We start from the raw sequence: 23,164 nt of genomic DNA on the forward strand, positions 1-23,164 counted from the left end.
AAAATGGGACTCGTAAAAGATGTAATCAAAGAGATTGGAAACAAATCAAGAGAATTCTATGAATTTGTTTTACCACCAATGGATATGTATCTCAACGATAAAAATATAAAAATTGTAATTGACATTCCTGGATTTACAAAAAATGAAATTGATTTATCATTATGTGGGGATATTCTTTCTATCAATGCAAAAAAAACAACAGATGAAAAAGAATCCAAATCTTTGATATCAAACCAAAGACCAAATGTAATAGATAAAAAAATTAGACTTCCTGTAGAAATTAAACAAGGTGAAGAAAAAATTGAATCTGCAAAATATGAAAATGGAATTCTTACATTAATTATTCCGGTTATTAAAAAGGGAAAAGATATCCCAATAGAATAATCAATATTTTCTAAAAAATCCTGAAGCTGCAATAATTAAACCAGAACTTATCATACCGATCACTCCAAGTAATTCATTTGATTGAAACAAAAATACAGAACCAAGAAATGTTGCAGATGCAAATATGCTTCCACTAATTAAAACCATAGGTCTTCCCTTCTTCATATAGATTTGAACCTCATCCATGAGTTTTTTCATCTCAGGTCCCATTCTAAGTGCAGAATCAATTGATTTTGAGAAATTATCAAATGAAATTTTTAATTCCTCAACATATGCTCGTGGAATGAGATTTTCTTCTTGTAAAATATTTTTTAAAACTTTGACAAATTTAAAATCAACATCATGGGTTTTGTAAATTCCTTCAATGATAGATGCCATTCTCATATACAAAGCTAAATTTTTTGGTAATACAAAGGGAAATTTACTCATTGTTTGATTTGCAAGTTCCATTAAACTTTGAACTTCCATTTCATCAGGTTTGTTTCCATGCATTGTACGAATTGAAAGTTCAATTCCTTTTTCAATTACTTCTCTGTTGTAACCAGGAGTTAGCATTGAAAGATCATTCATTGCATTTACTACCCTAGGAGGATTTCTTTCAACTAATGCAAGATACAGCCTAATTAGTTTGAATCGTGTTTCATTATTTATTCGTCCTACCATTCCATAGTCATACAAAATGAGTTTTCCTTCATCAGTTACGGAAATGTTTCCAGGATGTGGATCTGCATGAAAAACTGAGTGTTTGAGAAGCATTGTGAAAAACACCTTGTGGACATCAATTACTAGTTGTTCTCTATCAATTCCTTTTTCATCTAAAGCTTGAACGTTTGTGACCTTAATTCCAGGCAAATATTCCATAGTGAGTACATTTTTTGATGAATAGTCATCATAAACTGATGGTACAATTACATTGGTTGATCCTGCCATATCCTCTTTGATTCTTTTAAGATTTTGTACTTCATTTTTGTAATCCATTTCTTCATAAATTGTTTCGATAAATTGAGAAAGCATTGCTTTTGCTGAATAGCGTAAATTTGGATCAACAAATCTTAATGCAAGTGGAAGAACCTTTTTCAGAACTTGAAGATCTTTTGCTACAACTTTTTCAATTCCAGGTCTTTTAACTTTGACAACAATCTGTTGACCAGAAATAATTCCACGATAAACTTGACCTAATGAAGCACCAGATATAGGATTAGGATCAATATCATCAAATTTTTTATCAATAGGACCAAGATCTTTTTCAATTATTGGTTTAACTTGATCAAATGGAGCAGATGGTACACTGTCTTGAAGTTTTGAGAGTTCTTCTAAATATGGTTGTGGTAAAATATCTGCTCTTGAAGAAAGCCATTGCCCTAATTTTATGTACACAGGACCTAAAGAAATGAAAGTATCGAGTACTTTTCGTGCGTTTTTCCTAAACTGTTCTGAATCAATTTGATTTTTTTCTTGATTTATCCATTTTTTTCTATCTTTGCGTAATGCAAGAATAGATGGAAGAAGTTTGAAGAGTACTTGGATGGTTCTAGCCGTAGACATATGATTTACTCCAAATAATTTTTAATTTTCTTAGTAGCTAAATATCCAATATATCCAAAAATCATTGAAGAGATTAATCCTGATGACACTGTTAATTTTTTAGAATTGTTACTTGTGATTTTTTTTGCAATCTGTGAACCACCAAAAATTGCACATGCTATGCCAATTAAAACTTCAGGAGCATCATAAACCAAATGTCCCATTGGATCTTTACGTGGATCAATTTTATCATTATGAACTAAAAATTTATCACCATATTCTCTAATGTGTAAATTCCCATAACGAAATTGTTTGTATGCACCATTTTTTTGACCAAGTATTGTTTCTTCAGCTTCTTCTAGCATGAATTCTCGTATCTCTTTAGGAACTTCAATCTCGTCGCCAGGCATAATCGCAAGATCCAGTAATTGCTTATAATCTTACGGTCAAAAATCGACAGTCTAAGACCAAAAACGATTTGTTTTTTGGTGACGACTGACAAGATTGTTAAAAAATAGTATTTAGATCTCGCTGATGATTTCTACGTGTATTATTTATTCAAATAAAATTAATTTATTTTAAATAGATAGGATGGAGGCTTTTCTTACAAAAGACCTCACACCATCTATTACATATAGAAATTTAGATCACTATAGTTGATTTTTTGTAAACATTACAAAACTAATTGAAAATGCTACCAACATGATTATTCCAGTAACATATGCATAATTGAATCCATCACCAGGGTGAGTTTCTTGGTGATAATAATTAATTAAAAAAGTTAGAACTAAGAAAATTACTCCTAAAATTGTAAATTTTTGATGTTTTTCCAATGAAAATTTTATTGTAAATAACTATATGAATTTAGAAAAATTTTCAGATCCTATAGTAATGGTGTTGTGATAAACCCTACAATACTACCTGCTAGAAAGAGAAAAATGCCCTTTGCCATACCAATATCATCTCCTTAAGATATGATATAATTATGATCTAAATTTCCCAAAAGTGGAAATATCTTTACTATGGATTAGATTCCATTTGAGACAATTTTGTAATTACTTGTTCTAATTCTGCTTTGTTTTCTTCTATTACACGTTTTATCACTTCGATCTCACGATTAATTTGATCTATATGAACATCATCTGAATTTTTAATTTGATTTTCTAAATCATTTAAGATTTTTTGATTTTGTTGGTTGATTTTTTCTAATTCATTTTTGTATGATTCTAATTTTTCATATTGATTGGTAATTTCAGGAACATCAATGTATTCTTGGGAAGTTAGAAAGCCTAATGTAATTACAACACTCCCAATTGATAAAACTGCAATGAGAATGATAATTGTTAATCTCAATTTATTATTCCTTATTTCTCTATTTTAAATTTAAAATTATATCTTCAATTAGCCTCAATTGTTGCTTTTTTACGCCTACGAATTATGTAAAATGCAGCTCCTAGGACCAAAATAATTGGGATAATTATCATTGTCGGGTCAGTAGAATTTTCATCTTCATTTGATGGTGCCTTTACAGTAATTGTTGCATCATGATTTAGAAATATCTCATCTCTTGTACTGTCTTTGTATCTAACAGTGATAGTTATATCATGCTCACCGTATTGTGGTTCACCATCAAATTCAATTGGAATGTTAAATGGAACTGGTGCATCTGTTTCAATTTCATCAATGAATTGAGTTGATGATTTAATGTTAGAGTCACCTTTAGATTCAATAGATACAAAACCAAATAATCCATCTTCATTACCTTCGTTAATAATTTCACCAATCACCATTTGATTGCCAGATAATTCTATAACATCAACATTGAAAATTCTTAAATCAATTAATCCTTTAATGTAAAAATCAACAATTTTTGAAATTTGATGTAAATCACCATGTGTATTATAGTATGAAATTAATAAAGGGATTCTTAGAGTATCACCTTTTAATGATTGGGGAACATATACAGTTGCAGTTAGATATTTTACAGTTTTTGGAGGAATATTTCCAATGTCCCAGCTTGATTCCAAAATTACAACATTTTCAATATTAGTAGTTGAAGATGATGTTGATGCAAGTTCTGTTTGTGTATTAGTTGCAGTAATATCTACACCAGAAAGTGGAGCAGTGCCATCATTTGCAATTTCAATAACTACATGATTAGATCGTAAAGAAGTAAGAAAAGGTTCTTGAGCTTTGACATTAATCACACCATCACCTGTTACTTTAAAATCAAAATTAGCAAAAGCAGTTCGAACACCAGATTCTCTTAATCGTGAATAATCAACTTTCACAGTTCCAGGGTACTGCTGGATTTGAGCATTATTATCAATATTTACAAAAAATGTCAAGTGGAAATTCTCTCCTGCCAACGAATTTGAATCACTATCTGCATGTATCACTGCGCCTGGGCCATCAGATGCTGAAAAACCAAATGGTAATGACAACTGGCCTCTAATTCCAGTTATATCCTGAGTTCCAACGTTTGCAAATACAACTGTAAATGGAACATTACTATCACCTGCTTCCACTTCAATTTTTTCATTTATTGTACCAAAATAAGCATCTAAAAATTTTACATCACCAAAATCTCTTTCAAAAGGAGATTGGCCAAATCCTCCTGAAGTAATTTGTGCATATGAATTATTAAAAATAATTGGTAACAATCCAATTACAAATAACGATAAAATGATTTTAGAATTCATTATGCCACTATCTCCATTTCAGATGGAAGATCACCTTCAAAGGCTCTACCATCTTTAATAGTAATTACTCTATCAACTTCTCCAAAATGTTCTCTATCGTGTGTAACAATTATGAATGTCTGATTTAGTTTTTTTGCCATTGATTTCATTAGTTGAACTATAGTTGCTGAAGTAATAGAATCAAGATTACCAGTTGGCTCATCAGCTAATACTATTGATGGTTTATTGATTAAGCCTCTTGCAATTGCAACTCTTTGAGCTTGTCCACCAGAAATTTTATTTGCACGTTTGTATATTTGGTCTTCAAGTCCAACTGCTTTCAGTAAATCTATTGCATCTTTCTCACCAGTATTATTGCCTGCAATTTGTAAAGGCAACAAAACATTTTCTAAAACTGAGAGATCAGTAAGCAGATTTGAAAATTGAAAAATAAAACCTAATTTCTTATTTCTAAATGAAGAGATTTTATCATCATTAAGTGTAGTAGTATCAATTCCATCAATCGCAATTTTACCTTTTGTTGGATGATCTAATAATCCAATCATGTTTAGTAATGTAGATTTTCCAGATCCAGAGCTACCAACAATTAAAACAAATTCTCCTTGTTTAATTGAAAATGAAACATCATCAAGAGCTTTCACCCTGTTATCGGCTTCACCGTAAATTTTACTCATATCATTAATTTCAAGTACACTAGACAGTTCTCATAGCCTCCACAGGTAGTAGTTTCGTAGCTCTATACGATGGATATAGAGATGCTATTATTGCCAAAATAAATGACATTAATGCAGTTTGGATAATCTTTTCCCAGTTGTAAGTTACTTCTAAAGGAAGACTCCCATTAAACGACATTTTGGTTTCCTTTGCATATACAGTATAACCCAAGCCTGCTGCAGTACCTACACCAGCACCAATAGCTCCAATAATCATTCCTTGGAAAATAAAAATTATCAAAATATCTTTTCGTTTAGCTCCAATTGATCTCATGACACCAATTTGTCTTGTTTTTCCATTTACCAACATCATTTGTATTGTTACAATTGCAAATGCAGATGCCATCATTCCAAAATATCCAATCATGTTGATCATAGCAATACCAGATCTAAAACCTTGTAGTTGAGCTTCTGATGCTTCTTCTGTAGTTTCTGCAATAAAGTCTTCATTTGGGAATGAGCGTAAAAAGAATTCTTTAACTTCAAAAGCTTTAGAATGATCGTAAAGTTTCACCATAAATGAACCAGTATCTCCATGTCTACTCATCATATCCCGTAAAGTATCAATGTGAATAACTCCAGAATAATCAAACCCTTGTCCACCGGGTGAATTTGCAATTCCAGTAACTGTAAATCGTCTGATTTGATCTTGACCCCATCTATCAACCACTAGAACTTTTACACTATCACCAACCTGAGCTCCTCCAAGATCTCTTGCTACATTAGATCCTAATACTATAGAGTTTCTTGAAAAAACATAACTTCCTTCTGTAACAGTTTCATGAACTGTAGATGCTCTAATATCATTAAATGGATCAACACCAACTAATGAAATTCTAGTTTCTTGAATTAGTTTTCCATTTTTAGTCATATTCATTTCTGAAGTGGTAGATAGCCGCGGTGTTGCGGCTTGAACAACTGGAATTCGCTCAAACCATCGAATTAAAGATTGATCAGATTTATCGATAAAATCAAATTCATCAGTTACAATAACATCCCCAGTGTTGTAATCACTAATGTCTCTAACAATAGCATCAAACAATCCCTGAAAAATTACAAAGTTTACATGAATTACTAAAATTCCAATTGTTACTGCTAACACAGCACCAACCAAACTTCCTTTCTGATTAAACAGCATTCTTTTTGCTAATTTTATCCTGTAATCCACAAGAAACATGAAATAGTCTGATATTTAACGTATATGATACATAGTGCTAATAGTATAGACAATTTTATAACATATTAGTAATTTCTATTGTTAATGGAGTCATTTTAGGTGATATATTGGACAATTTAGATATCAAAATTATGAGTAGATTATTAAATAATTGCAGAGAATCAGATCGACAAATAGGCATAGAATTAGGAATATCAGGAGGAGCAGTAAGAGCCAGAATCCGAAAAATGATTGAAAAGAAGATAATTGAAGAATTTTTTGTCAAAGTTGAACCTCCAGTCTTGGGATATGGAGTTTTGTATTTTGTTGTATCAGGAGAAAACATTACAGAAATTTTAGAACAAGCAAGTCTTGTAGGTGAACCATATTTTGTAGTACCATGTGTTGGTGGAATAACAGTTTGTGGAATTTCTATAAAAGAAAATGTCAATCAAAAAATTGAACTTGCAAAAAAATTGATGAAAGATGTTAGAGTGTTATCTATTTTTGAAGCAGAAAATCCAGGATATAGTTCCAATCTTACAAAAACAGATTTAGAAATTCTAGAAGAATTAATCAAAGATCCTAGACAAAGAATAGAACAAATAGCAAGAAATACAAAAATGTCAACAAAAACAATTACAAGATGTATAGAAAAATTACATGAAAATGAAGGAATACAATTTACACTAGTTTATGATCCTAAAAAAATTGAAAATTTCATTCCACATGCCATTCTTACATGGATAGAAGGAGATCTAAAGGAAACTTTAGAGAGTTTGAATAATTCATTTTCTAACTCATACTTACAAATTCCATTTATTGCAAAAAATCAAATTGTATTATTTATGTACAGTGACAATATTTTCAAAATGGATGAATTAACACAAAAAATTAGAAAAATTAAAAATGTAAAATCAGTTGACTTGTTTATCCCAAAGAAGATGTCATTTTACATAAAATGGATAGAAAAAGCTATAAATGATTTCAAAAAATCACCAAAATTACATTTAACATATCAAACCAATTAAATAAGAATAATTTTCTACAAATTATATGAAAGAGAAAAAGATCTATGAAGGAAAAATCTTAGGTCTTAGTGTTTATGATGGTAAAATTGAAGGTAGAAAAGTTAAACGAGAAGTTATCAAACATAGAGGTGCTGCAGCCATGCTTGCATTTGATGAAAATAAAAAAGTAATTCTTGTTAAACAACACAGGTTTCCACACGGATATGTTTTAGAAATTCCTGCTGGGACATTAGAAAAAAAAGAAGAACCAGTAAAATGTGCATTTAGAGAATTAGAAGAAGAAACAGGATATAGAGCCAAAAAAATGACTCCTCTCATTACTTACTATCCATCAATTGGCTATAATGAGGAGATAATTCATTGCTTTCTAGCCTCAGGATTGAAGAAAATATCTGATCTGAAGCTTGATGAAGATGAAATTTTATCTGTAGTAAAAATGGATTTCAAAAAACTCCTTACAATGATAAAAACTGGTAAAATTCAAGATTCAAAGACAATATGTGCAGTTTTAACATATGCTGCAAAGAAAAAATTATACTAATTATTCATTATAGATAGGCTGCACAAGATCTGCAACATCAGCCCAAGATTGTGCAATTCTTTCAAACATGTATACAAGATCAAGAAAATCTAATGGAATTTGTTTTTTATTTCCTAATGTGTTTCTGAGTAAACTAAGTTTTTTTTCATATTGTTTATGCATAGAAATTGCTTCAATAGCTAAAAGCCTATCAGGTTTTGTAAAAGCATCAATAGATTTTTCTGCAAGTTTATTAAAATCTTTTACAACATCATAAATTTTTTTAGAAAACTCTTTTGATAATGAAAAATTAAAGATGAAAATAGCTAATTCAACAATAGAATCACCTGCATTTTCAAGAACATTTGCAGCAACTCTATAATCAAGTACATCAATATTTTCTAAATTAAATACATTTGACAGTCTTTTGTCAACTAATGTACTGCGAATTAAACGAACTAATAAAAAATATTGTCTATTTACTTCAACATCACGTTTAGACAATGTTTGAAGATTAGATTTATCATCTGAAATTAATCCATTTAAAACATCATCATACATTCCAAGTGCAATGGAACTCATTCGTTTGAGAATTTTTGATGGATTTAGTGTTGTTGCATCTAAGAGAAATTGCATGTTAATGTGAGATGCATCCTCTTCAATTATCTCCATACCAACTAATCGTCTCATTGAATTACGAATGTCTTCTCTATCTTTTCCAGGGATGATAGATTTTGAATTGATTACAATAATGTCATATCCTAAGAGATACGCACCTGTTATGTTTGCAACAATATTTTCTTCTTTAGGTAATGGATATGAAATTACAAGTTCTTTTGTTGGTCGAGTTTCTTTATTTGCAGATATTGAAATACTATCTTGACCAGTTTCTATTTCAACCTGATTACCTTTATCTAGATTATTTGCATCGACCCACTCTTTAGGTAATGAAACTAGTATGCTACTTCCAATTCTTTGCAGTCGTCGAATAAATTTAGTCAATTTATACTAATATAATTAATTTAAGCCATATTCTTATATTTTGTGTAAAGTTTAAACTCAGATCAATGGAGGCTACAGCATTTTGTCCAGCACACATTACAGGTTTTTTTAAAGCCCATTTAGAAGGGCATGGGGATAATTTAGAAAGTTTAGGCTCAATGGGAGCAGGTTTTTCAATAAATCAAGGAGTGACAACTAAAGTAAAAATAGAAACAAAAGATAATCAAAAATCAAATTTTAAAATTACAACACATGGATATCAATCAGATAAAACAGATGTTTCACAATACGTATTAAATGAATTTTTAAAATTAGGAGAATTTTCAGATAAATTTTTTGACATAGAACACAACATATCAGTTCCAGTGGGTTATGGTTTAGGATCTAGTAGTGCAGTTGCATTATCATTATCATTTGCATTAGATCAAGCACTTGAAACTAAATTAGAAAAAACAATTATCGGACAAATTGCTCATAATGCTGAAATAAATTGTAAAACAGGACTAGGAGATGTCTTAGCATCATATCATGGAGGATTTGAAATTAGAGTTAAACCAGGTGCACCAGGAATTGGACATGTTGAAAAAATTCCTACAGAAAAAATTTCAATCATTATGATTTGTTTTTCTCCAATTTCTACAAATAAATTCATCAAAGAACGTTTATCCCAAATTAATGGGTTAGGTGGAAAAATGGTAAATCAATTAATAGAATCAAAAGATTATGATCATTTTCAAGATATGTCATTGGAATTTGCAAAGTATGTAGATGTAATGACTCCTAGAATGCAAAAAATAGTAAAAGAGTTATCTGAAAATAATATTAAATGTGGAATCGCCCTTTTTGGAGAAACAATTTTTTCTATGATTCCACAAAAAGAAGAATCTAAAGTTTTGGATATTTTACAAAAATATTCTGATGGAATTTTAATAAAATCAGTGTTAGATGATGATGGGGCCAGAGTTTTAAATAATTAATTAGAAATTATGTCATTAATTCCCAAATCTCACCCTAGAGCTAAATCTCTTTTAATTCGTGAGAAACTTGTTGAAGGATTTGATAATGGACTGGTTGCTAAAGAAGGCCTTTTAGCTCAAGGTAGAGGAGAGGCATTTGATTATCTCCTAGGAGAAAAAACAGGCAAGGCTGCTAAACAAGCTATCAAGGCTGCAGCAGCCCAATTACTTGTAGCAAAATTACCAGTAATCTCAGTTAATGGAAATATAGCAGCATTATGTCCAAAACAAATTGTAAAACTATCAAAACAAATCAAAGCAAAACTTGAGGTAAATCTATTCTATACTAATGAAAAAAGAAAGTTGTCAATCATTAAAACTTTGAAAAAAAATGGTGCCAGTGAAATTTTAGGTTCTAAAACTACATCATCTAAAAAATTACCAGGCATAGATTCTGCAAGAAGAATTGTAGATAAAAATGGAATATTTGTGGCAGATGTTGTAGTAGTTCCTTTAGAAGACGGAGATCGAACAATGGCACTAAGAAAAGCTGGAAAAATAGTCATAACATTTGATCTAAATCCACTCTCCAGAACATCACAGACAGCAGATATTACAATTGTAGATAATGTAACCAGAGCAATTGATTTACTAATAATTGAATTAAAAAAACTATCAAAAAAAAATCAAAAGAGTCTTCAAAAAATTGTTGATAATTTTGATAATAAAAAGAATCTAAGAGAAAATGTAATTCAAATAAAAAATAATTTGGATAGGAGAGCCAAAATTGCATAAAACTGTTCAAGATATAATTAATATGAAAAAAGAGAAAAAGAAAATTTCTGTAATTACAAGTTATGATTACACTCTTGCTTCATTATGTGATAGAGCAGGAATTGATGTAATGTTAGTTGGAGATAGTGCCGGAATGGTAATGCTAGGATATGAAAATACAATTCCTGTTACAATGGATCAAATGTGTATGTTTACTGAAGCTGTTAGTAGAGCAAGAAAAAATTCTCTACTAGTAGCAGATCTACCGTTCATGTCATACCAGGCAAGTATTGAAGATGCCATAAATAATTCTGGTAGATTAATTAAATCCGGTGCAGATGCAGTAAAACTTGAAGGTGGTTTAATTATGGCTGAAACAATTAGTGCAATAGTGGATGTAGGAATTCCTGTAATGGGACATATTGGACTTCAACCACAAACTACGATGCTTTCAGAAGGATACAAAGTTCAAGGCAAAACAAAAGATAGTGCAATGAAGTTAATTGAAGATGCCAAGGGGTTAGAAGAGGCAGGAGTTTTCAGTATTGTATTAGAAATGGTTAGTAATGAGGTTGGACAGATTATTTCTGAATCAGTTAACATTCCCACCATAGGGATAGGTTCTGGTGTAAATTGTGATGGACAAGTATTGGTTGTTCAAGATTTGTTAGGCATGTATGATAAAATTAAACCAAAATTTGCCAAAAGATACATGAATTTATCTGAAGATATTGTAAAATCACTTGAAGAATATAGAACTGATGTTGAATCAGGTTCATTTCCTACTAAAGAGAACTCATTTTCAATGAATGAAGAAGAATTAAAAAAGTTACGTGAAGCACTTGGTAGTTAAAAAGAAATCAAAAAGAAAAGATCATCCGTCTTTAGACATAGTTAGTTCACATGGTGTAGAGTTATCTGGGAAAAAAATTGTTTTGTGTGTGGCAGGTAGTGTTGCAGCTTACAAAGCAATTGAACTTGCAAGATTACTAATGAGACATGGAGCTGATGTAACATGTGTTACAAGTAACGCAGTCACAAAACTAATTCAACCAGAATATTTCAAATGGGCAACAGGTAATGAAGTAATTACAAAGCTTACAGGTGAACTAGAACATATCAGATTAGCAGATTATAATCAATCTGATCTTCTAATAGTATATCCTGCAACTGCAAATACATTAGGAAAATTAGCTAATGGGATTGATGATACGCCTGTATCAACAGTTCTCACAGTAGGATTTGGATCAAAAATTCCAATCTTGATGTGTCTTGCTATGCATGCATCAATGTATGAAAATTCAGCTGTTAAAAAAAATATTGAATTTCTAAAAAATAAAATTGAATTTCTTTCTCCTAAACTAATTGAAGGTAAAGCAAAATCTCCGGAACCTGAAGATGTTTTAGAGAATGTGTTAAAAAAATTTGGATTTGCATCCATATTAAAAAATAAAAAAGTGTTGATGACTGCAGGACCAACTGTCGAACAGATAGATCCTGTACGTGCAATTACAAACCATAGTTCTGGAAAGACAGGAGTAAGTTTAGCAACAGAATTAATTTCTGCAGGAGCTAAAGTTACATTTGTTTATGGACCAGGAAAAGAAAAACCACCAAAAGGTGCAAAAATTATCAATGTCTCATCTAGTAAAGAAATGCATTTGGCTATAAAATCAGAATTAAAGAAAAAATTTGATATTGTAATTATGGCTGCAGCTGTTGCAGATTATGTACCTATAATTCAAAGTAAAAATAAAATCAAAAGTTCAAAGTCAAGAATTACTATTAGCCTCAAAAAAGCTCCGAAAATCATAGATCAAGTAAAAAAATATCAAAAAAACGTATTACTTGTAGGTTTTAAAGCAGAAACAAATCTAACAAAAAATCAATTAATTAAATCAGCTGAAAAAAAATTAAAAGAATCAACAGCAGATATGATTATTGCAAATGATGTTGGTTCAATGAGATACAAGAAAAATTCTCAAAAAAATCAAGTCATTATTGTGGATTCCAAAAAAAATATTGTCTCAAGATGGATGGATAAAGAAAAAATTGCCAAGTTTATCAGAAAACAAATTGAAGTAAAAATCAAATGAAAAAATCCGAACTTAGAAGATTAGTATCTGACTATAAAGAAACTAAAATAAAATTATCTAAATCAGAAAATAAAAAATTAAATGATAAATTAAAAATGATTGAACAGAAATATTATCATGAAACTGGTAGAACATTAAAATCAGATTTAGAAGAGATGACATAAAATAGATCAAATAAGGTGAAAGTAGTTAGATGAAAATTATTCATTCAGAATACAAACAACGAAATATGAAAATTTGGAATGAAGTTGCTCCTAGATATCATAAGAGATGGGCTAGTGTAAATAAAGGACCATTTCAAAGTACAAAAAAACTAGTAGAATTAGTAAATATCAACAAAGGTGATGCAGTATTGGATGTTGCATGTGGTACAGGAGTAGTAACAAATCAAATTCAAAAAAAGATAGGAAAATCAGGATATGTGATAGGAGTAGATACTTCAAGTACGGCAATTAAAATTGCAAAAAAATGGAATGGTAAAAAATCAAATGTAGATTTTGTAAATATTGATGCTGAAAAATTTAATTTTTCTAAAAAATTTGATGTTGTTACATGTCAATATGCATTATTTTTCTTTCCTAATGCTCAAAAAGCATTAAAAAATATGAAAAATAGCCTTAAAAAATCTGGGAATATTGGGATTTCTGTCCACGGAAGTAAAGATTCTGTTCCTTTCTTTAGCAATATCATAGATTCAGTTACCAAGTACATTCCAGATTATGTACCACCAGGTTCTCCAGATCTTGATAGATTTGGGACGAAATCAGCTTTAAAAAATGAAGTAAGTAAAGCAGGTTTCTCAAAAATTACTGTAAAAGATTATGTCTTTCATTTCAGTCCAGGAAAATTTGAAGATTATTGGAGAAATTATCTAAAATACATTGCAAAACCACTAAAAGAAAAGCTAAATAATTTAGATTATTCAAAAAGAAAAGAATTGAAACAACTAGTCAAAGATAAAACATTACAATATACAAAGAAAAATGGAGAAATTTTATTTCCTTGGCAAGTTTTAATTCTAGGTGCTAAAAACTAGATTGAAGAGACATGGGTAAAGAAAGTAAAAAAAAGGAAGATAAGCCGAAGAAGAATGATTTCAAGTCATTTTTGAAAAAAAGAGCTCCAATCTACCTTGCTTTGATCGCAATGTTTGTGGTATTTGTAATTCCAGAAATGACAAAAGGAACACTAGAAAAGAGTTTTCCAGAACTAAGTGATGAAAATCAAAAAATTGTAGATATTTTAATGAAGTATGATGGTCCAAATAATTCAGGATTAACTGTCTTAGAAGCATTAGAGAATAAAATAAGTGAAGAGTATCCTCAAGAGAAAATTTTTGATCATAAAAAGACTACAGTCGATCTAACTGTAACAAATGTAAATTCTGAAGAATACAAGGTGAATTTAAATTTCATATCACATAAGGGTGAAATGAATTATGATTGGAATGTAAACGTAATTTCAGAAAAAATTTCTTCGAATAATTCAGAATCAAAATACATTATTGATCTAGTAAACTATTACGACTAGGCTCAAATTGTTACTAAATCTTTAGTAAATTTATGCATTATAATTGGTCTATCTTTTACAATTAGTGAATCCTCTATTCTAATTCCAAATTTATTTTCAATGTAAATTCCAGGTTCCACAGTTATTGCCATATTTTCTTTTAATTTTGTATTGCTTCGATAAGAAACAGTCGGTAATTCATGAACTTCTAATCCAATTCCATGACCTGTTGAATGAATAAAGTATTTGCCATAATTTTGATCATCAATGTATTTTCTACATGCAAAGTCAATATCTTTGCAATCAATATTTGGTCTAACAGCTTTTAAACCAAGTCTTTGAGATTCTTTAACAATTTCATATGCTTCATTTGCTTGTGATGAAATTTTTCCTATTGCAAATGTTCTAGTTGCATCAGAAACATACCCTTTGTATCTTAATGTAAGATCAGTTACGACTAAGTCTCCTTTTTTGAATTTCCTATTTGTAACTTGAGCATGTGGTAATGCACCATTTGGACCTCCAGCAATAATTAAGGGATTAAGCGTAGATTTGTATCCTGTATCAAACATTTCCTGTTCCATAGCATATGTCATCAGAATTGTTTGTAATTCAGATTCTTTTTGACCAATTTTCATTTTTTTAGTACAAATTTGAAACATTTCATCAATTATTTTAGATGCTTTTTTGAGAATTTGGATTTCTTTTTCATCTTTTATGATTCTAGCATTGTAAAATGGGTCAGTTGATGATTTAATTTTTGGAATTGATTTTTTTAATGACATCATTATTGAATAATTTTGGCAATCAGTGCAAACTCGATTTTTCTTAATTTTTTTAATTAATGAGGTAATCAGACCTTCTCCTCGTTCTGCTGTAATTACATTACAATCAACAGATTCATCTTTTGCTCTACCAACTTCAAGTTCAGGTGCAATAATTGTGGTTTTTCCATTTTTTTCAAGTAATCCAATCGCCTCACCCCAAAACCCAGTCATGTAAAACAAATTTTCAGGCTCAAATGTAACCAAAGTATCACAATCAATTTGCTGGGCATATTTCAAAAGATTCTTTCTACGTATATTCATACTCAGATATCTCTAATTCTCAATTTATGTATGATGTAAAGTTTGTATATGGAAAATTGAGCCAGATCGCAGTGGCTGAAGAAAAAGAAAAGAAGAAAGTAGTTGCATTACTATCTGGCGGTTTAGATAGCCAGCTTGCAGTTAGAATGATGCAGGAACAGGGTTTTGATGTATCAGCTGTAGCAATTAAAACTCCATTTTGTGATTTTGATTGTGGAAGAGGATGTGGTTTTGAAATTAGAGAAAGAGCAGATGATCTCAATGTGAATTTAAAAACAGTTTATCTTGGTGATGAATATATCGAGATGCTAAAACATCCAAAGCACGGAATCGGTGCTGGATTTAATCCATGTGTTGATTGTAGAACAATGATGTTTGATGCAGCAAAAAAACACATGGAAGAAATTGGTGCAGAATTTATTATCTCAGGAGAAGTATTAGGTCAACGTCCAATGAGTCAACATGCACCATCATTACATATTATTGAAAATGAATCTAATTTGAAAGGAAAAATTGTAAGACCATTATCTGCTGGATTATTACCACCATCAGATGCTGAAAAAGATGGTTTGATCAAAAGAGAAAACCTTGGAATGATTAAAGGAAGACAAAGAAAAATTCAAATGCGAATGGCTAAAGAATATGGAATTGAAAATCCGCCAAATGCAGGTGGTGGTTGTTTGTTAACTGAACCACAATTTGGAATTAAAGCTAAAGATTTGTTTGATCATATAGAAACTCCAACAATTAATGAGATTGATTTGTTAAAAATTGGAAGACATTTTAGATTAGATGAAGAAACAAAATTTGTTGTTGGAAGACACAAAGATGAAAATGAAATGATTAAAGCATTAGCTTTGCCTGACGATATTTTACTTGAGGCTAAAGATTACGTTGGACCAGTTTCAATCTTACGTGGTAAGAATGCAAAGTTACATGTAGAATTTGCATCAGCTGTAACTTTAAGATATTCAGATGCGCCAAAAAGTGGACACAGTGTAGTTTCTGTTAAAAATGGAGATTCAACTGATGAAGTTAGTTCTGAATGTGCAGAAGAACAATCTTATCTTAAATTTAGAATGTAGGCGTGAAATATTTTAAAAATTAGTTAAAACTAAGGAAGAGTTTTTGAATAAGTAGTTCTCATTTTCAACAAGGATGCAAAAACAAGAAAATTCTACATATCTAAAGGCAATAACAATTAGAGACATTAGTGATGTTCATTCTATCAAAGAAGACATCAAAAAAAATATGATATTGATTCTAAGAGTTACACCATTAGCACAAAAAGATGTGGAACAACTTCGTAAAGTAGTTGAAGAATTGTATTCTATTGCAAAAGCAGAAGATGCTGAAATTGCAAGATTAGGTGAGGAGAGAATTATAATTGCACCATCCAGTATAAAGATCTGGAAACCTGAATACGATCTAAAATAATTTTATTGCTTCTTGAACTTGTGGGTAATGTGCAGGTAGCTTATACATTCGTCTGATATTCATTGCAAGGTTTTCTGATTTTGAGCGTTCACCATGATTAACTAGAACACGACGAAGTTTTGGTCTTAATCTTTGTACAAATGACATTAATTGATTATAATCACTGTGTCCACTAAAACCATCTAATTTTTCAACACCACAGTTAATTGAAACAACTTCAACTTTTCCTTCTTTGCCTAACATAGTTGCTTGTTTAGATCCATCAAGAACTCGTCTTCCCAAAGTTCCATTCACTTGATAAGAAACAAACAACACTTTGTTCTTTTTATCAGGTGCAATATTTTTGAAATATTCTAAAACAGGTCCACCTTCTAACATTCCAGATGTTGCCAAAATAATACATGGTGAATTATCCCTCATAGGCTCTTCTCTAGCATCGGCATGTTCAATATTAGTAAAGTATTCAGAATCAAATGGATTATCATCAGTTTCTAGTATTTTTTGTTTAAGTTCTCTTGCAAGATATTCAGGATAAGATTCGTGTATTGCTGATGCCTCTGAAATCATTCCTTCTGTAAATACAGGGGCTTCAACCATTTCTCCTGATTTCATATAGTGATCAATTACCATCATAATTTCTTGTGCACGTCCAACTGCTGGTATAGGAATCAAAACTTTACCACCATCAGCTAGTGTGTTGTTTACAGCATTGATGAAAGAAGATTCTACTTGTTGTCTGGTTGGTTGAATATCTTCTTTAAGACCATACGTACTTTCTATCAATAAAGTTTCAACTCTTGGAAAGTTCCAACTAGCAGCTTCAAACAAAATACTTTTTCCAAATTTAATATCACCTGAATAAACAAAGTTATGATCACCATTTCCAATATGAAAATGACATAATGCAGAACCTAGAATATGACCTGCATTTGCAAGAACTAGTTTAATGTCAGGAGAAATATCAGTTACGGTTCCATATGGTAAAGTAATTGTTTGTCTCATGACTTGTTTTACATCGCGTTCAGCATAAATTGGAGTCCTGCCTTGAGCAGCAGCTACTTTGATTGCGTCTAATTGAATCAAATTCATCATCGGTAATGTAGGTTCAGTACAATAGATTGGACCTTTGTATCCATATTTGCATAATGCCGGTAAAAATCCAGTATGATCCAAATGAGCATGTCCAATAACTATAGCATCAAGTTCATCTAGTGTTATGTTTAGAGAATCTAATCTTGGAAATGCGTCCATTGGAGAACGTGCACCAGGATTAATTCCACAGTCAACTAAGATCTTACTTTCAGGAGTAGATAGTAACATTGAAGATCGTCCTACTTGACCAAATCCACCAAGAGTATGAAGAGACACTTCAGTTCTTTGAGATAATCGAGGTCTGAAAATTTCATCACCTACTTGTTTTAGCTGTTTACCTCTTTCAACAGAGGCTTGTTTTAGAGTCGCATTAATTGTTTGAATTGTACGCGAAGGAATAGTTGTTGCTTTTCTAATTCGTAATCTCCAACCTATCTTTTCAGTTACTTCAGCATGATTGAATTCTTTTGCATTCCTTTGTAACAACCAAGGTCTTTTTGCTTCAACTGACACTTCACCTGTTGCGGTATCAAAAATAGTTCCTTGTAGATTAGCTTCTTTTGGTACACAATCAGCCAAAATTTTTCTTGCTTCAGCTTCAGGTTTTCTTATTGATTCATCAGTTCTAACAACAATTCTTTTTTTAATTATATTTACAAGATTAGAAATTGTATCATTGTTTTCCATCAAGTAGCGTGGAGAGTTTGTATAAAGAGCAATTCTTGGTCCTTCATATTCTATTTTTGTTACACTTGCCTCTTTAGGTATACTTTGCAGTATGGTGGCCATTATATTCTGGCTAGTAGGAGGTAATTCTTTTTCTTGATATTTACGTTGCATTAAATCACTAAAGTTCGATGACGGCTTTCTTTTGTTCATCGGTTAATAGACGGAAACCGTCTTTGTCCATAACTGCGATGTTAATTCCATCGCCTGTACCAATGTTTCTAGTTATTGCGGCTTTAACAGCTCTTAGAGCTACTTGTTTTGCTTCTTCTATCGTAAGGTCTTCTTTGTATTCTTCTTCAAGTAAACCATAAGCTACTGGAGAACCGCTACCAGTTGTAACATATGATTTCTCTTCAACTGATCCAAACATATCAACATTAAACAATGACGGACCATTTGCATCATATCCACCAAGTAAGATATCAGCCATGAATGGATATCCTCTATTCTGATGAAATATCAATGAACATAATCTTGCTAGTGAATGAATAGAAATGTCACCTTGTTTTTCAACTCTGTGAAGATTAGAATGATAACGTAAGATATCCACGATATTTTGAGCATCAGCAACACCACCTGCCAGGGTAAGTCCAGCATGTTGATCAATTTGTTGGATTTTCATAGTATTGTTATTTGCAATAAAATAGCCTGCGCTGGCTCTCATGTCGGCGCATAATACGACGCCGTCTTTGGCCTTGATACCTACTGTGGTAGTCCCATGCAGAATTTTTTCTTCAACGTTATTTGACAAAATACACCTATTAAGATAAAGTAAAGGGAATCGGCCCCTTTTAAATAACTTTTTGATCCCTTGAAATCATAAATAATGAGAACAAATCAAGATCGCATGGATTCACACACGATGGAATTACCTAGACAGATCGTTGTAGGTGAAAAAAATATCAATGAATTTGCAGGATTTCTTCAAAGTTTAACTAAGCCTAAGAAAGTGTCATTAATTTCAGGAATTAATGTAAAAAAAATTCTTAAACAAAAAATTGAAAAATCATTAAAAAGTAAAAAAATTAAATTTGTTTGGCATACATCAAAAGATAATCAGATTACTACTCTTAAAAAAATTCAAAATGATGTAAAAAAAGATCACAGTGATATAATTGCAGGAATAGGAGGTGGACGTTCAATAGATACCGCAAAATTAATCGGGTTTAATTTAGATATTCCATTTGTCAGTGTACCTACAGCAGCATCACATGATGGAATTGCAAGTCCTTTTGTTTCAATAAAAAGCGATAAACCACATTCAATTGTAGCAACAGCACCATTAGGTGTTTTTGTAGATATAGATATAATCAAAAAAGCACCATCTAGACTACTAGCAAGTGGTTGTGGAGATTTGGTAGCAAATATTACTGCTGTTAAAGATTGGAAATTAGGACGGGATAAAACAGGTGAATATTACGGAAGATATTCAGCAAATTTAGCAATAATGAGTGCAGAAATAGTTATGGAAAAATCTAGTCAATATGCCAAGAATGGTCTAGATGCCAGAGTAATAGTTGAAGCTTTGATTAGTGCAGGAGTTGCATCATGTATTGCAGGAAGTAGTAGACCATGTTCAGGTGCTGAACATCTTTTTTCACATGCATTAGATAGAATTGCACCAGGTAAAGGATTACACGGAGAAAAATGTGGGTTAGGTGCTATTATGATTTCAAAACTTCAAGGACAAAACTGGAAAGAAATAGTCAAAACATTGAAAAATGTAGGAGCACCAACTACTGCAAAACAGATTGATTTGAAGGAAGAACAAATAATTGATGCATTAATGATTGCACAAGATTTACGTCCAGAAAGATATACAATTCTAAAAGAAATCGATATGACAGAACGAAGAGCTAAAAATATTGCAAAATCTACAAATGTAACTTAAGCGGTTTTTTGTTCAGGGGCTTTTTCTTTTGTTTCAGGCTTTTTTTCCTGAGCTTGTTTGTTCACATGTGTTTCAACAAAACTAACTTTTTCTAATGTAGGAACAAATTTGAAAACATCAAGTTGGATAAAGTGTTTCATGATTTGTAATCCATCAGCACGTAAAATTTCCTCAGGAATTGTAATGTTCACTTCTTTATCTTTCAAATCAAATGCAATTTTTGTATCCTCAACAGGTAATCTATTTTTAAGAATGCTATCGATTTTATCATTTGGAGTATCTAGAGATTTAATGACATTGACATCAAACAAAATTGTTTTTCCAGCATATCTGTGATTATAATCTACTTGAACTCTACCAGATCCAATATAACGAATAATGCCTCTTTTATTATCAACTTCAATAGAATCACCTACTGAAACTTTCTCAGCATCTTCACCTAATTTTCTAATAGGAATCATTCTAACTTTGCCAGAATCTCTTTCACCAAAACCTTTGTCCGGTGTTACTTCAATTGTAAGTTTATCACCAACAGCTGTTTTTGCAAGTGCTTCATCAAGTCCTTTTAGAACAGGATAAGAAATTTCACCAATAGAAACTAGTTTTGGTTGATACTTGAAATTTTGTTCATGAATTGAATGTTTTTTTGCATCTTCTTCAATTGTTGTATCAAAGACTTCTTCAGTATCTTTTACCTTTGCAGTATAATCTACTAGAATTAGTGAACCTTTGATGAAAGTCAATGAGATCGGTTTCGAATTTCCTTATATTAAGTTAAGCGAGAAACGGATAAGATTATTTTTCATAATATCAAATTAACAGGGTTTAGAGAGCTTTTAATTTTTCTTCTGCTATTTTAAAACCTGCTTGAGCATCAACGTTATATCCCATCATTGTCAATGTAGCTGAGATTGCAGAAATAGTTCTCATTACATGATAAGGACTAACTTCTCCCATACATCCAACTCTGAATACTTTACCTTTAAGATCACCAAACCCACCTGCAACTAGTACTTTGAACTTGTCAGCTAGTGTATTTCTGAAAGTTTTGTCTTCAAGTCCATCCAAATAATTTAATGCAATAATTGAGATTGAACGATCTTCTTCTTTTGCAAATGGAGATAATCCCATTGCACTTAGACCAGAGTATAATGCATCTGAACAAACTTTATGACGTTTAAAGACATTTTGTAATCCTTCTTCTAAGATCATGGATAATGCTTCTCTGTATGCATAAAGTAATGGAAGTGCTGGTGTGAAAGGAGTGTGTTTTTCTCCATCATAAAATTTGAAGTATCTTGCTAAATTGAAATACATTGTAGCGGGTGGATTTTCAATCATGTATTTTTTGGCTTTAGCACTAACAGAAATTGGTGAAATTCCTGGAGGAGCAGCGATTGCTTTTTGTGCACCAGTCATACATACATCAATATTCCATTTATCTACTGGAAGTGGAGCACCGCCAAGTAATGAAACAGAATCTACAACATAGAATGCATCATTTCTTGAAGTCAAATCAGATACTTTATCAAGATAATTAACCATTGTTCCTGTTGAAGTTTCATTGTGAACAACATAGAATGCTTTAACATCCTTGTTATTATCAAATGCTTCTTTAACTTGATCAAAAGTTGCATTTTCTCCTGGTGGAGTTTGAAGTTTTACAACATTGCCTCCTTGACCTTCAATTAATTCTGATAATCGTCTACTGAATTCTCCATTTACAGGAATGATAATTTTGTCACCTTTTTTAACTAAATTTACAACACTTGCTTCAACTGCCCCAGTTCCAGATGCAGATAAAGCTACAATATCATTTTGTGTTTCAAATACTTGTTGAGTTTTATCAACAACATCAGTGTACAACTCTACAAAATCATCACTTCTGTGATTGATGATAGGTGCAAGCATTGCCCTCATTACTCTATTAGGTACATTTGTTGGACCAGGAAGCATTGATAGATATTCCATATGTTATCTATCAGCAGTTATTTTGGGGTTTATTTATAATTAGAGATTTTTCAAATGTTCTTTAGCACTAATTCTTTCCAAAAAATTTCTTGTTCCAGAAGGTACTAGATTATCCCATTTTTGATCGCGAATTATAAGATCGCGAATATTGGTTCCAGATAATGATTCCCTATTCAAAAAAGGAATCGAAAGAACCTGAATCTTTCTTTTCGAATATAGATGCTTTGTCAAATCATCATTTGAAAAAATTATATCAAATTTTGGTACAATAGTATCTATTTTTTCAATCCATTTCACATGATTATCAACATCAGGAATAAAATAAATTGAAATTTTTTCTTTCATTGAATCATCAATAGAAGATAAAATCATTTCTTTTCGTTGTTCGGCAGTAAATGGATTGTTTTTTTCTACAGGTTTGTTTGAGCTTCCCAAGCCTATCCATAATTTATCAACTTTAGATAATGCAAATTGTAATGCTTCAAGATGGCCCAGATGAAAAGGTTGGAATCTTCCTATCAATAAACCATCCATATCATCTATAGAAAATTTCTTTTTAAAAAACTATCATAAAGAGTGATTAATTGAA

General features: G+C 31.2%; 27 protein-coding genes. 13 read left to right on the top strand and 14 right to left on the bottom strand.

Annotated features, from left to right (window positions below):
- Nucleotides 1–3: 3 nt before the first annotated feature.
- Entirely contained in the window at nt 4–384 is a 381-nt protein-coding gene (gene hsp14, locus C5F49_RS08975) for an archaeal heat shock protein Hsp14 (protein ID WP_179362632.1), read from the top strand.
- Here hsp14 and C5F49_RS08980 read toward each other — a convergent pair whose 3' ends face one another.
- The 7 genes from C5F49_RS08980 to C5F49_RS09010 all read right to left on the bottom strand — a co-directional run bounded on the left by C5F49_RS08980 (nt 385) and on the right by C5F49_RS09010 (nt 6,461).
- The gene (locus tag C5F49_RS08980; protein WP_179362633.1) at nt 385–1,929 is read right to left on the bottom strand and encodes an ABC1 kinase family protein; all 1,545 of its coding nucleotides are present in this window, start codon (nt 1,927–1,929) and stop codon (nt 385–387) included.
- Between the two features lie 5 nt (nt 1,930–1,934).
- A complete protein-coding gene (locus C5F49_RS08985; RefSeq protein WP_179362634.1) occupies nt 1,935–2,318 on the bottom strand; it encodes a hypothetical protein in 384 nt (127 codons plus the stop codon).
- 240 nt (nt 2,319–2,558) lie between these two features.
- Complete coding sequence (locus C5F49_RS08990; RefSeq protein WP_179362635.1) at nt 2,559–2,741, bottom strand: hypothetical protein; 183 nt, start codon at nt 2,739–2,741, stop codon at nt 2,559–2,561.
- Between the two features lie 187 nt (nt 2,742–2,928).
- Nucleotides 2,929–3,261 (bottom strand): hypothetical protein, encoded by a 333-nt coding sequence (locus tag C5F49_RS08995; protein WP_179362636.1) that lies wholly within the window; start codon nt 3,259–3,261, stop codon nt 2,929–2,931.
- Nucleotides 3,262–3,305: 44 nt separating this feature from the next.
- On the bottom strand, nt 3,306–4,610 hold the full coding sequence (locus C5F49_RS09000) for a COG1361 S-layer family protein (RefSeq protein WP_179362637.1): 1,305 nt from the start codon (nt 4,608–4,610) through the stop codon (nt 3,306–3,308).
- Complete coding sequence (locus C5F49_RS09005; protein ID WP_179362638.1) at nt 4,610–5,284, bottom strand: ABC transporter ATP-binding protein; 675 nt, start codon at nt 5,282–5,284, stop codon at nt 4,610–4,612. Before C5F49_RS09005 ends, C5F49_RS09000 begins: the two co-directional genes overlap by 1 nt.
- Nucleotides 5,285–5,303: 19 nt before the next feature.
- Nucleotides 5,304–6,461 (bottom strand): ABC transporter permease, encoded by a 1,158-nt coding sequence (locus C5F49_RS09010; RefSeq protein ID WP_179363652.1) that lies wholly within the window; start codon nt 6,459–6,461, stop codon nt 5,304–5,306.
- A 146-nt stretch (nt 6,462–6,607) separates the two neighbouring features.
- On the opposite strand from C5F49_RS09010, the gene C5F49_RS09015 reads away from it, so the two are divergent.
- Nucleotides 6,608–7,510 (top strand): AsnC family transcriptional regulator, encoded by a 903-nt coding sequence (locus C5F49_RS09015; RefSeq protein ID WP_179362639.1) that lies wholly within the window; start codon nt 6,608–6,610, stop codon nt 7,508–7,510.
- Nucleotides 7,511–7,535: 25 nt separating this feature from the next.
- Complete coding sequence (locus C5F49_RS09020) at nt 7,536–8,051, top strand: NUDIX hydrolase (RefSeq protein WP_179362640.1); 516 nt, start codon at nt 7,536–7,538, stop codon at nt 8,049–8,051.
- Here C5F49_RS09020 and C5F49_RS09025 read toward each other — a convergent pair whose 3' ends face one another.
- Nucleotides 8,052–9,032 (bottom strand): phosphate signaling complex PhoU family protein, encoded by a 981-nt coding sequence (locus tag C5F49_RS09025; protein WP_179362641.1) that lies wholly within the window; start codon nt 9,030–9,032, stop codon nt 8,052–8,054. It lies immediately after the preceding gene.
- Between the two features lie 65 nt (nt 9,033–9,097).
- Between C5F49_RS09025 and C5F49_RS09030 the strand changes: the two genes are divergently transcribed.
- The 7 genes from C5F49_RS09030 to C5F49_RS09060 are packed head-to-tail and all read left to right on the top strand — an operon-like array spanning nt 9,098 to nt 14,388.
- Nucleotides 9,098–10,009, top strand: a complete 912-nt coding sequence (locus C5F49_RS09030) for a pantoate kinase (protein ID WP_179362642.1) — start codon at nt 9,098–9,100, stop codon at nt 10,007–10,009.
- A 9-nt stretch (nt 10,010–10,018) separates the two neighbouring features.
- On the top strand, nt 10,019–10,783 hold the full coding sequence (locus C5F49_RS09035) for a 4-phosphopantoate--beta-alanine ligase (RefSeq protein ID WP_179362643.1): 765 nt from the start codon (nt 10,019–10,021) through the stop codon (nt 10,781–10,783).
- Nucleotides 10,776–11,615 (top strand): 3-methyl-2-oxobutanoate hydroxymethyltransferase, encoded by an 840-nt coding sequence (gene panB / locus C5F49_RS09040; RefSeq protein WP_179362644.1) that lies wholly within the window; start codon nt 10,776–10,778, stop codon nt 11,613–11,615. Before C5F49_RS09035 ends, panB begins: the two co-directional genes overlap by 8 nt.
- Entirely contained in the window at nt 11,596–12,858 is a 1,263-nt protein-coding gene (coaBC, locus tag C5F49_RS09045) for a bifunctional phosphopantothenoylcysteine decarboxylase/phosphopantothenate--cysteine ligase CoaBC (RefSeq protein ID WP_425489627.1), read from the top strand. Before panB ends, coaBC begins: the two co-directional genes overlap by 20 nt.
- Nucleotides 12,855–13,022: a hypothetical protein gene (locus C5F49_RS09050; protein WP_179362646.1), complete on the top strand. Its 168-nt coding sequence runs from the start codon at nt 12,855–12,857 to the stop codon at nt 13,020–13,022. Before coaBC ends, C5F49_RS09050 begins: the two co-directional genes overlap by 4 nt.
- A gap of 29 nt (nt 13,023–13,051) precedes the next feature.
- Nucleotides 13,052–13,894 (top strand): methyltransferase domain-containing protein, encoded by an 843-nt coding sequence (locus tag C5F49_RS09055; RefSeq protein WP_179362647.1) that lies wholly within the window; start codon nt 13,052–13,054, stop codon nt 13,892–13,894.
- Between the two features lie 11 nt (nt 13,895–13,905).
- Nucleotides 13,906–14,388 carry a hypothetical protein gene (locus C5F49_RS09060; RefSeq protein WP_179362648.1) on the top strand — a complete coding sequence of 161 codons (483 nt, stop codon included), beginning with the start codon at nt 13,906–13,908 and terminating at the stop codon, nt 14,386–14,388.
- Between the two features lie 2 nt (nt 14,389–14,390).
- On the opposite strand, the gene C5F49_RS09065 is transcribed toward C5F49_RS09060, so the two are convergent.
- Complete coding sequence (locus C5F49_RS09065) at nt 14,391–15,455, bottom strand: M24 family metallopeptidase (protein ID WP_179362649.1); 1,065 nt, start codon at nt 15,453–15,455, stop codon at nt 14,391–14,393.
- A 71-nt stretch (nt 15,456–15,526) separates the two neighbouring features.
- Here C5F49_RS09065 and C5F49_RS09070 point away from each other — a divergent pair, with 71 nt between their 5' ends.
- Both C5F49_RS09070 and sepF read left to right on the top strand, forming a co-directional pair.
- Nucleotides 15,527–16,540: a tRNA (5-methylaminomethyl-2-thiouridylate)-methyltransferase gene (locus C5F49_RS09070; RefSeq protein WP_179362650.1), complete on the top strand. Its 1,014-nt coding sequence runs from the start codon at nt 15,527–15,529 to the stop codon at nt 16,538–16,540.
- Between the two features lie 73 nt (nt 16,541–16,613).
- Nucleotides 16,614–16,892, top strand: a complete 279-nt coding sequence (sepF, locus tag C5F49_RS09075) for a cell division protein SepF (RefSeq protein ID WP_179362651.1) — start codon at nt 16,614–16,616, stop codon at nt 16,890–16,892.
- Here sepF and C5F49_RS09080 read toward each other — a convergent pair.
- Nucleotides 16,884–18,824, bottom strand: a complete 1,941-nt coding sequence (locus tag C5F49_RS09080; RefSeq protein ID WP_179362652.1) for a beta-CASP ribonuclease aCPSF1 — start codon at nt 18,822–18,824, stop codon at nt 16,884–16,886. The two genes, sepF and C5F49_RS09080, sit on opposite strands and share 9 nt — an antisense overlap.
- A gap of 7 nt (nt 18,825–18,831) precedes the next feature.
- Nucleotides 18,832–19,464: an archaeal proteasome endopeptidase complex subunit beta gene (psmB, locus tag C5F49_RS09085; RefSeq protein WP_179362653.1), complete on the bottom strand. Its 633-nt coding sequence runs from the start codon at nt 19,462–19,464 to the stop codon at nt 18,832–18,834.
- Nucleotides 19,465–19,539: 75 nt separating this feature from the next.
- On the opposite strand from psmB, the gene C5F49_RS09090 reads away from it, so the two are divergent.
- Complete coding sequence (locus tag C5F49_RS09090) at nt 19,540–20,604, top strand: sn-glycerol-1-phosphate dehydrogenase (protein WP_179362654.1); 1,065 nt, start codon at nt 19,540–19,542, stop codon at nt 20,602–20,604.
- Here the strand turns inward: C5F49_RS09090 and C5F49_RS09095 are convergent.
- The 3 genes from C5F49_RS09095 to C5F49_RS09105 all read right to left on the bottom strand — a co-directional run bounded on the left by C5F49_RS09095 (nt 20,601) and on the right by C5F49_RS09105 (nt 23,109).
- A complete protein-coding gene (locus tag C5F49_RS09095; RefSeq protein ID WP_179362655.1) occupies nt 20,601–21,347 on the bottom strand; it encodes a peptidylprolyl isomerase in 747 nt (248 codons plus the stop codon). The two genes, C5F49_RS09090 and C5F49_RS09095, sit on opposite strands and share 4 nt — an antisense overlap.
- Before the next feature lie 82 nt (nt 21,348–21,429).
- Entirely contained in the window at nt 21,430–22,575 is a 1,146-nt protein-coding gene (locus C5F49_RS09100; protein WP_179362656.1) for a pyridoxal-phosphate-dependent aminotransferase family protein, read from the bottom strand.
- Nucleotides 22,576–22,614: 39 nt separating this feature from the next.
- Nucleotides 22,615–23,109, bottom strand: a complete 495-nt coding sequence (locus tag C5F49_RS09105) for a nicotinamide-nucleotide adenylyltransferase (RefSeq protein WP_179362657.1) — start codon at nt 23,107–23,109, stop codon at nt 22,615–22,617.
- Nucleotides 23,110–23,164 lie beyond the last annotated feature (55 nt).

The organism is Nitrosopumilus oxyclinae (assembly GCF_013407165.1).
Classification (GTDB): domain Archaea; phylum Thermoproteota; class Nitrososphaeria; order Nitrososphaerales; family Nitrosopumilaceae; genus Nitrosopumilus; species Nitrosopumilus oxyclinae.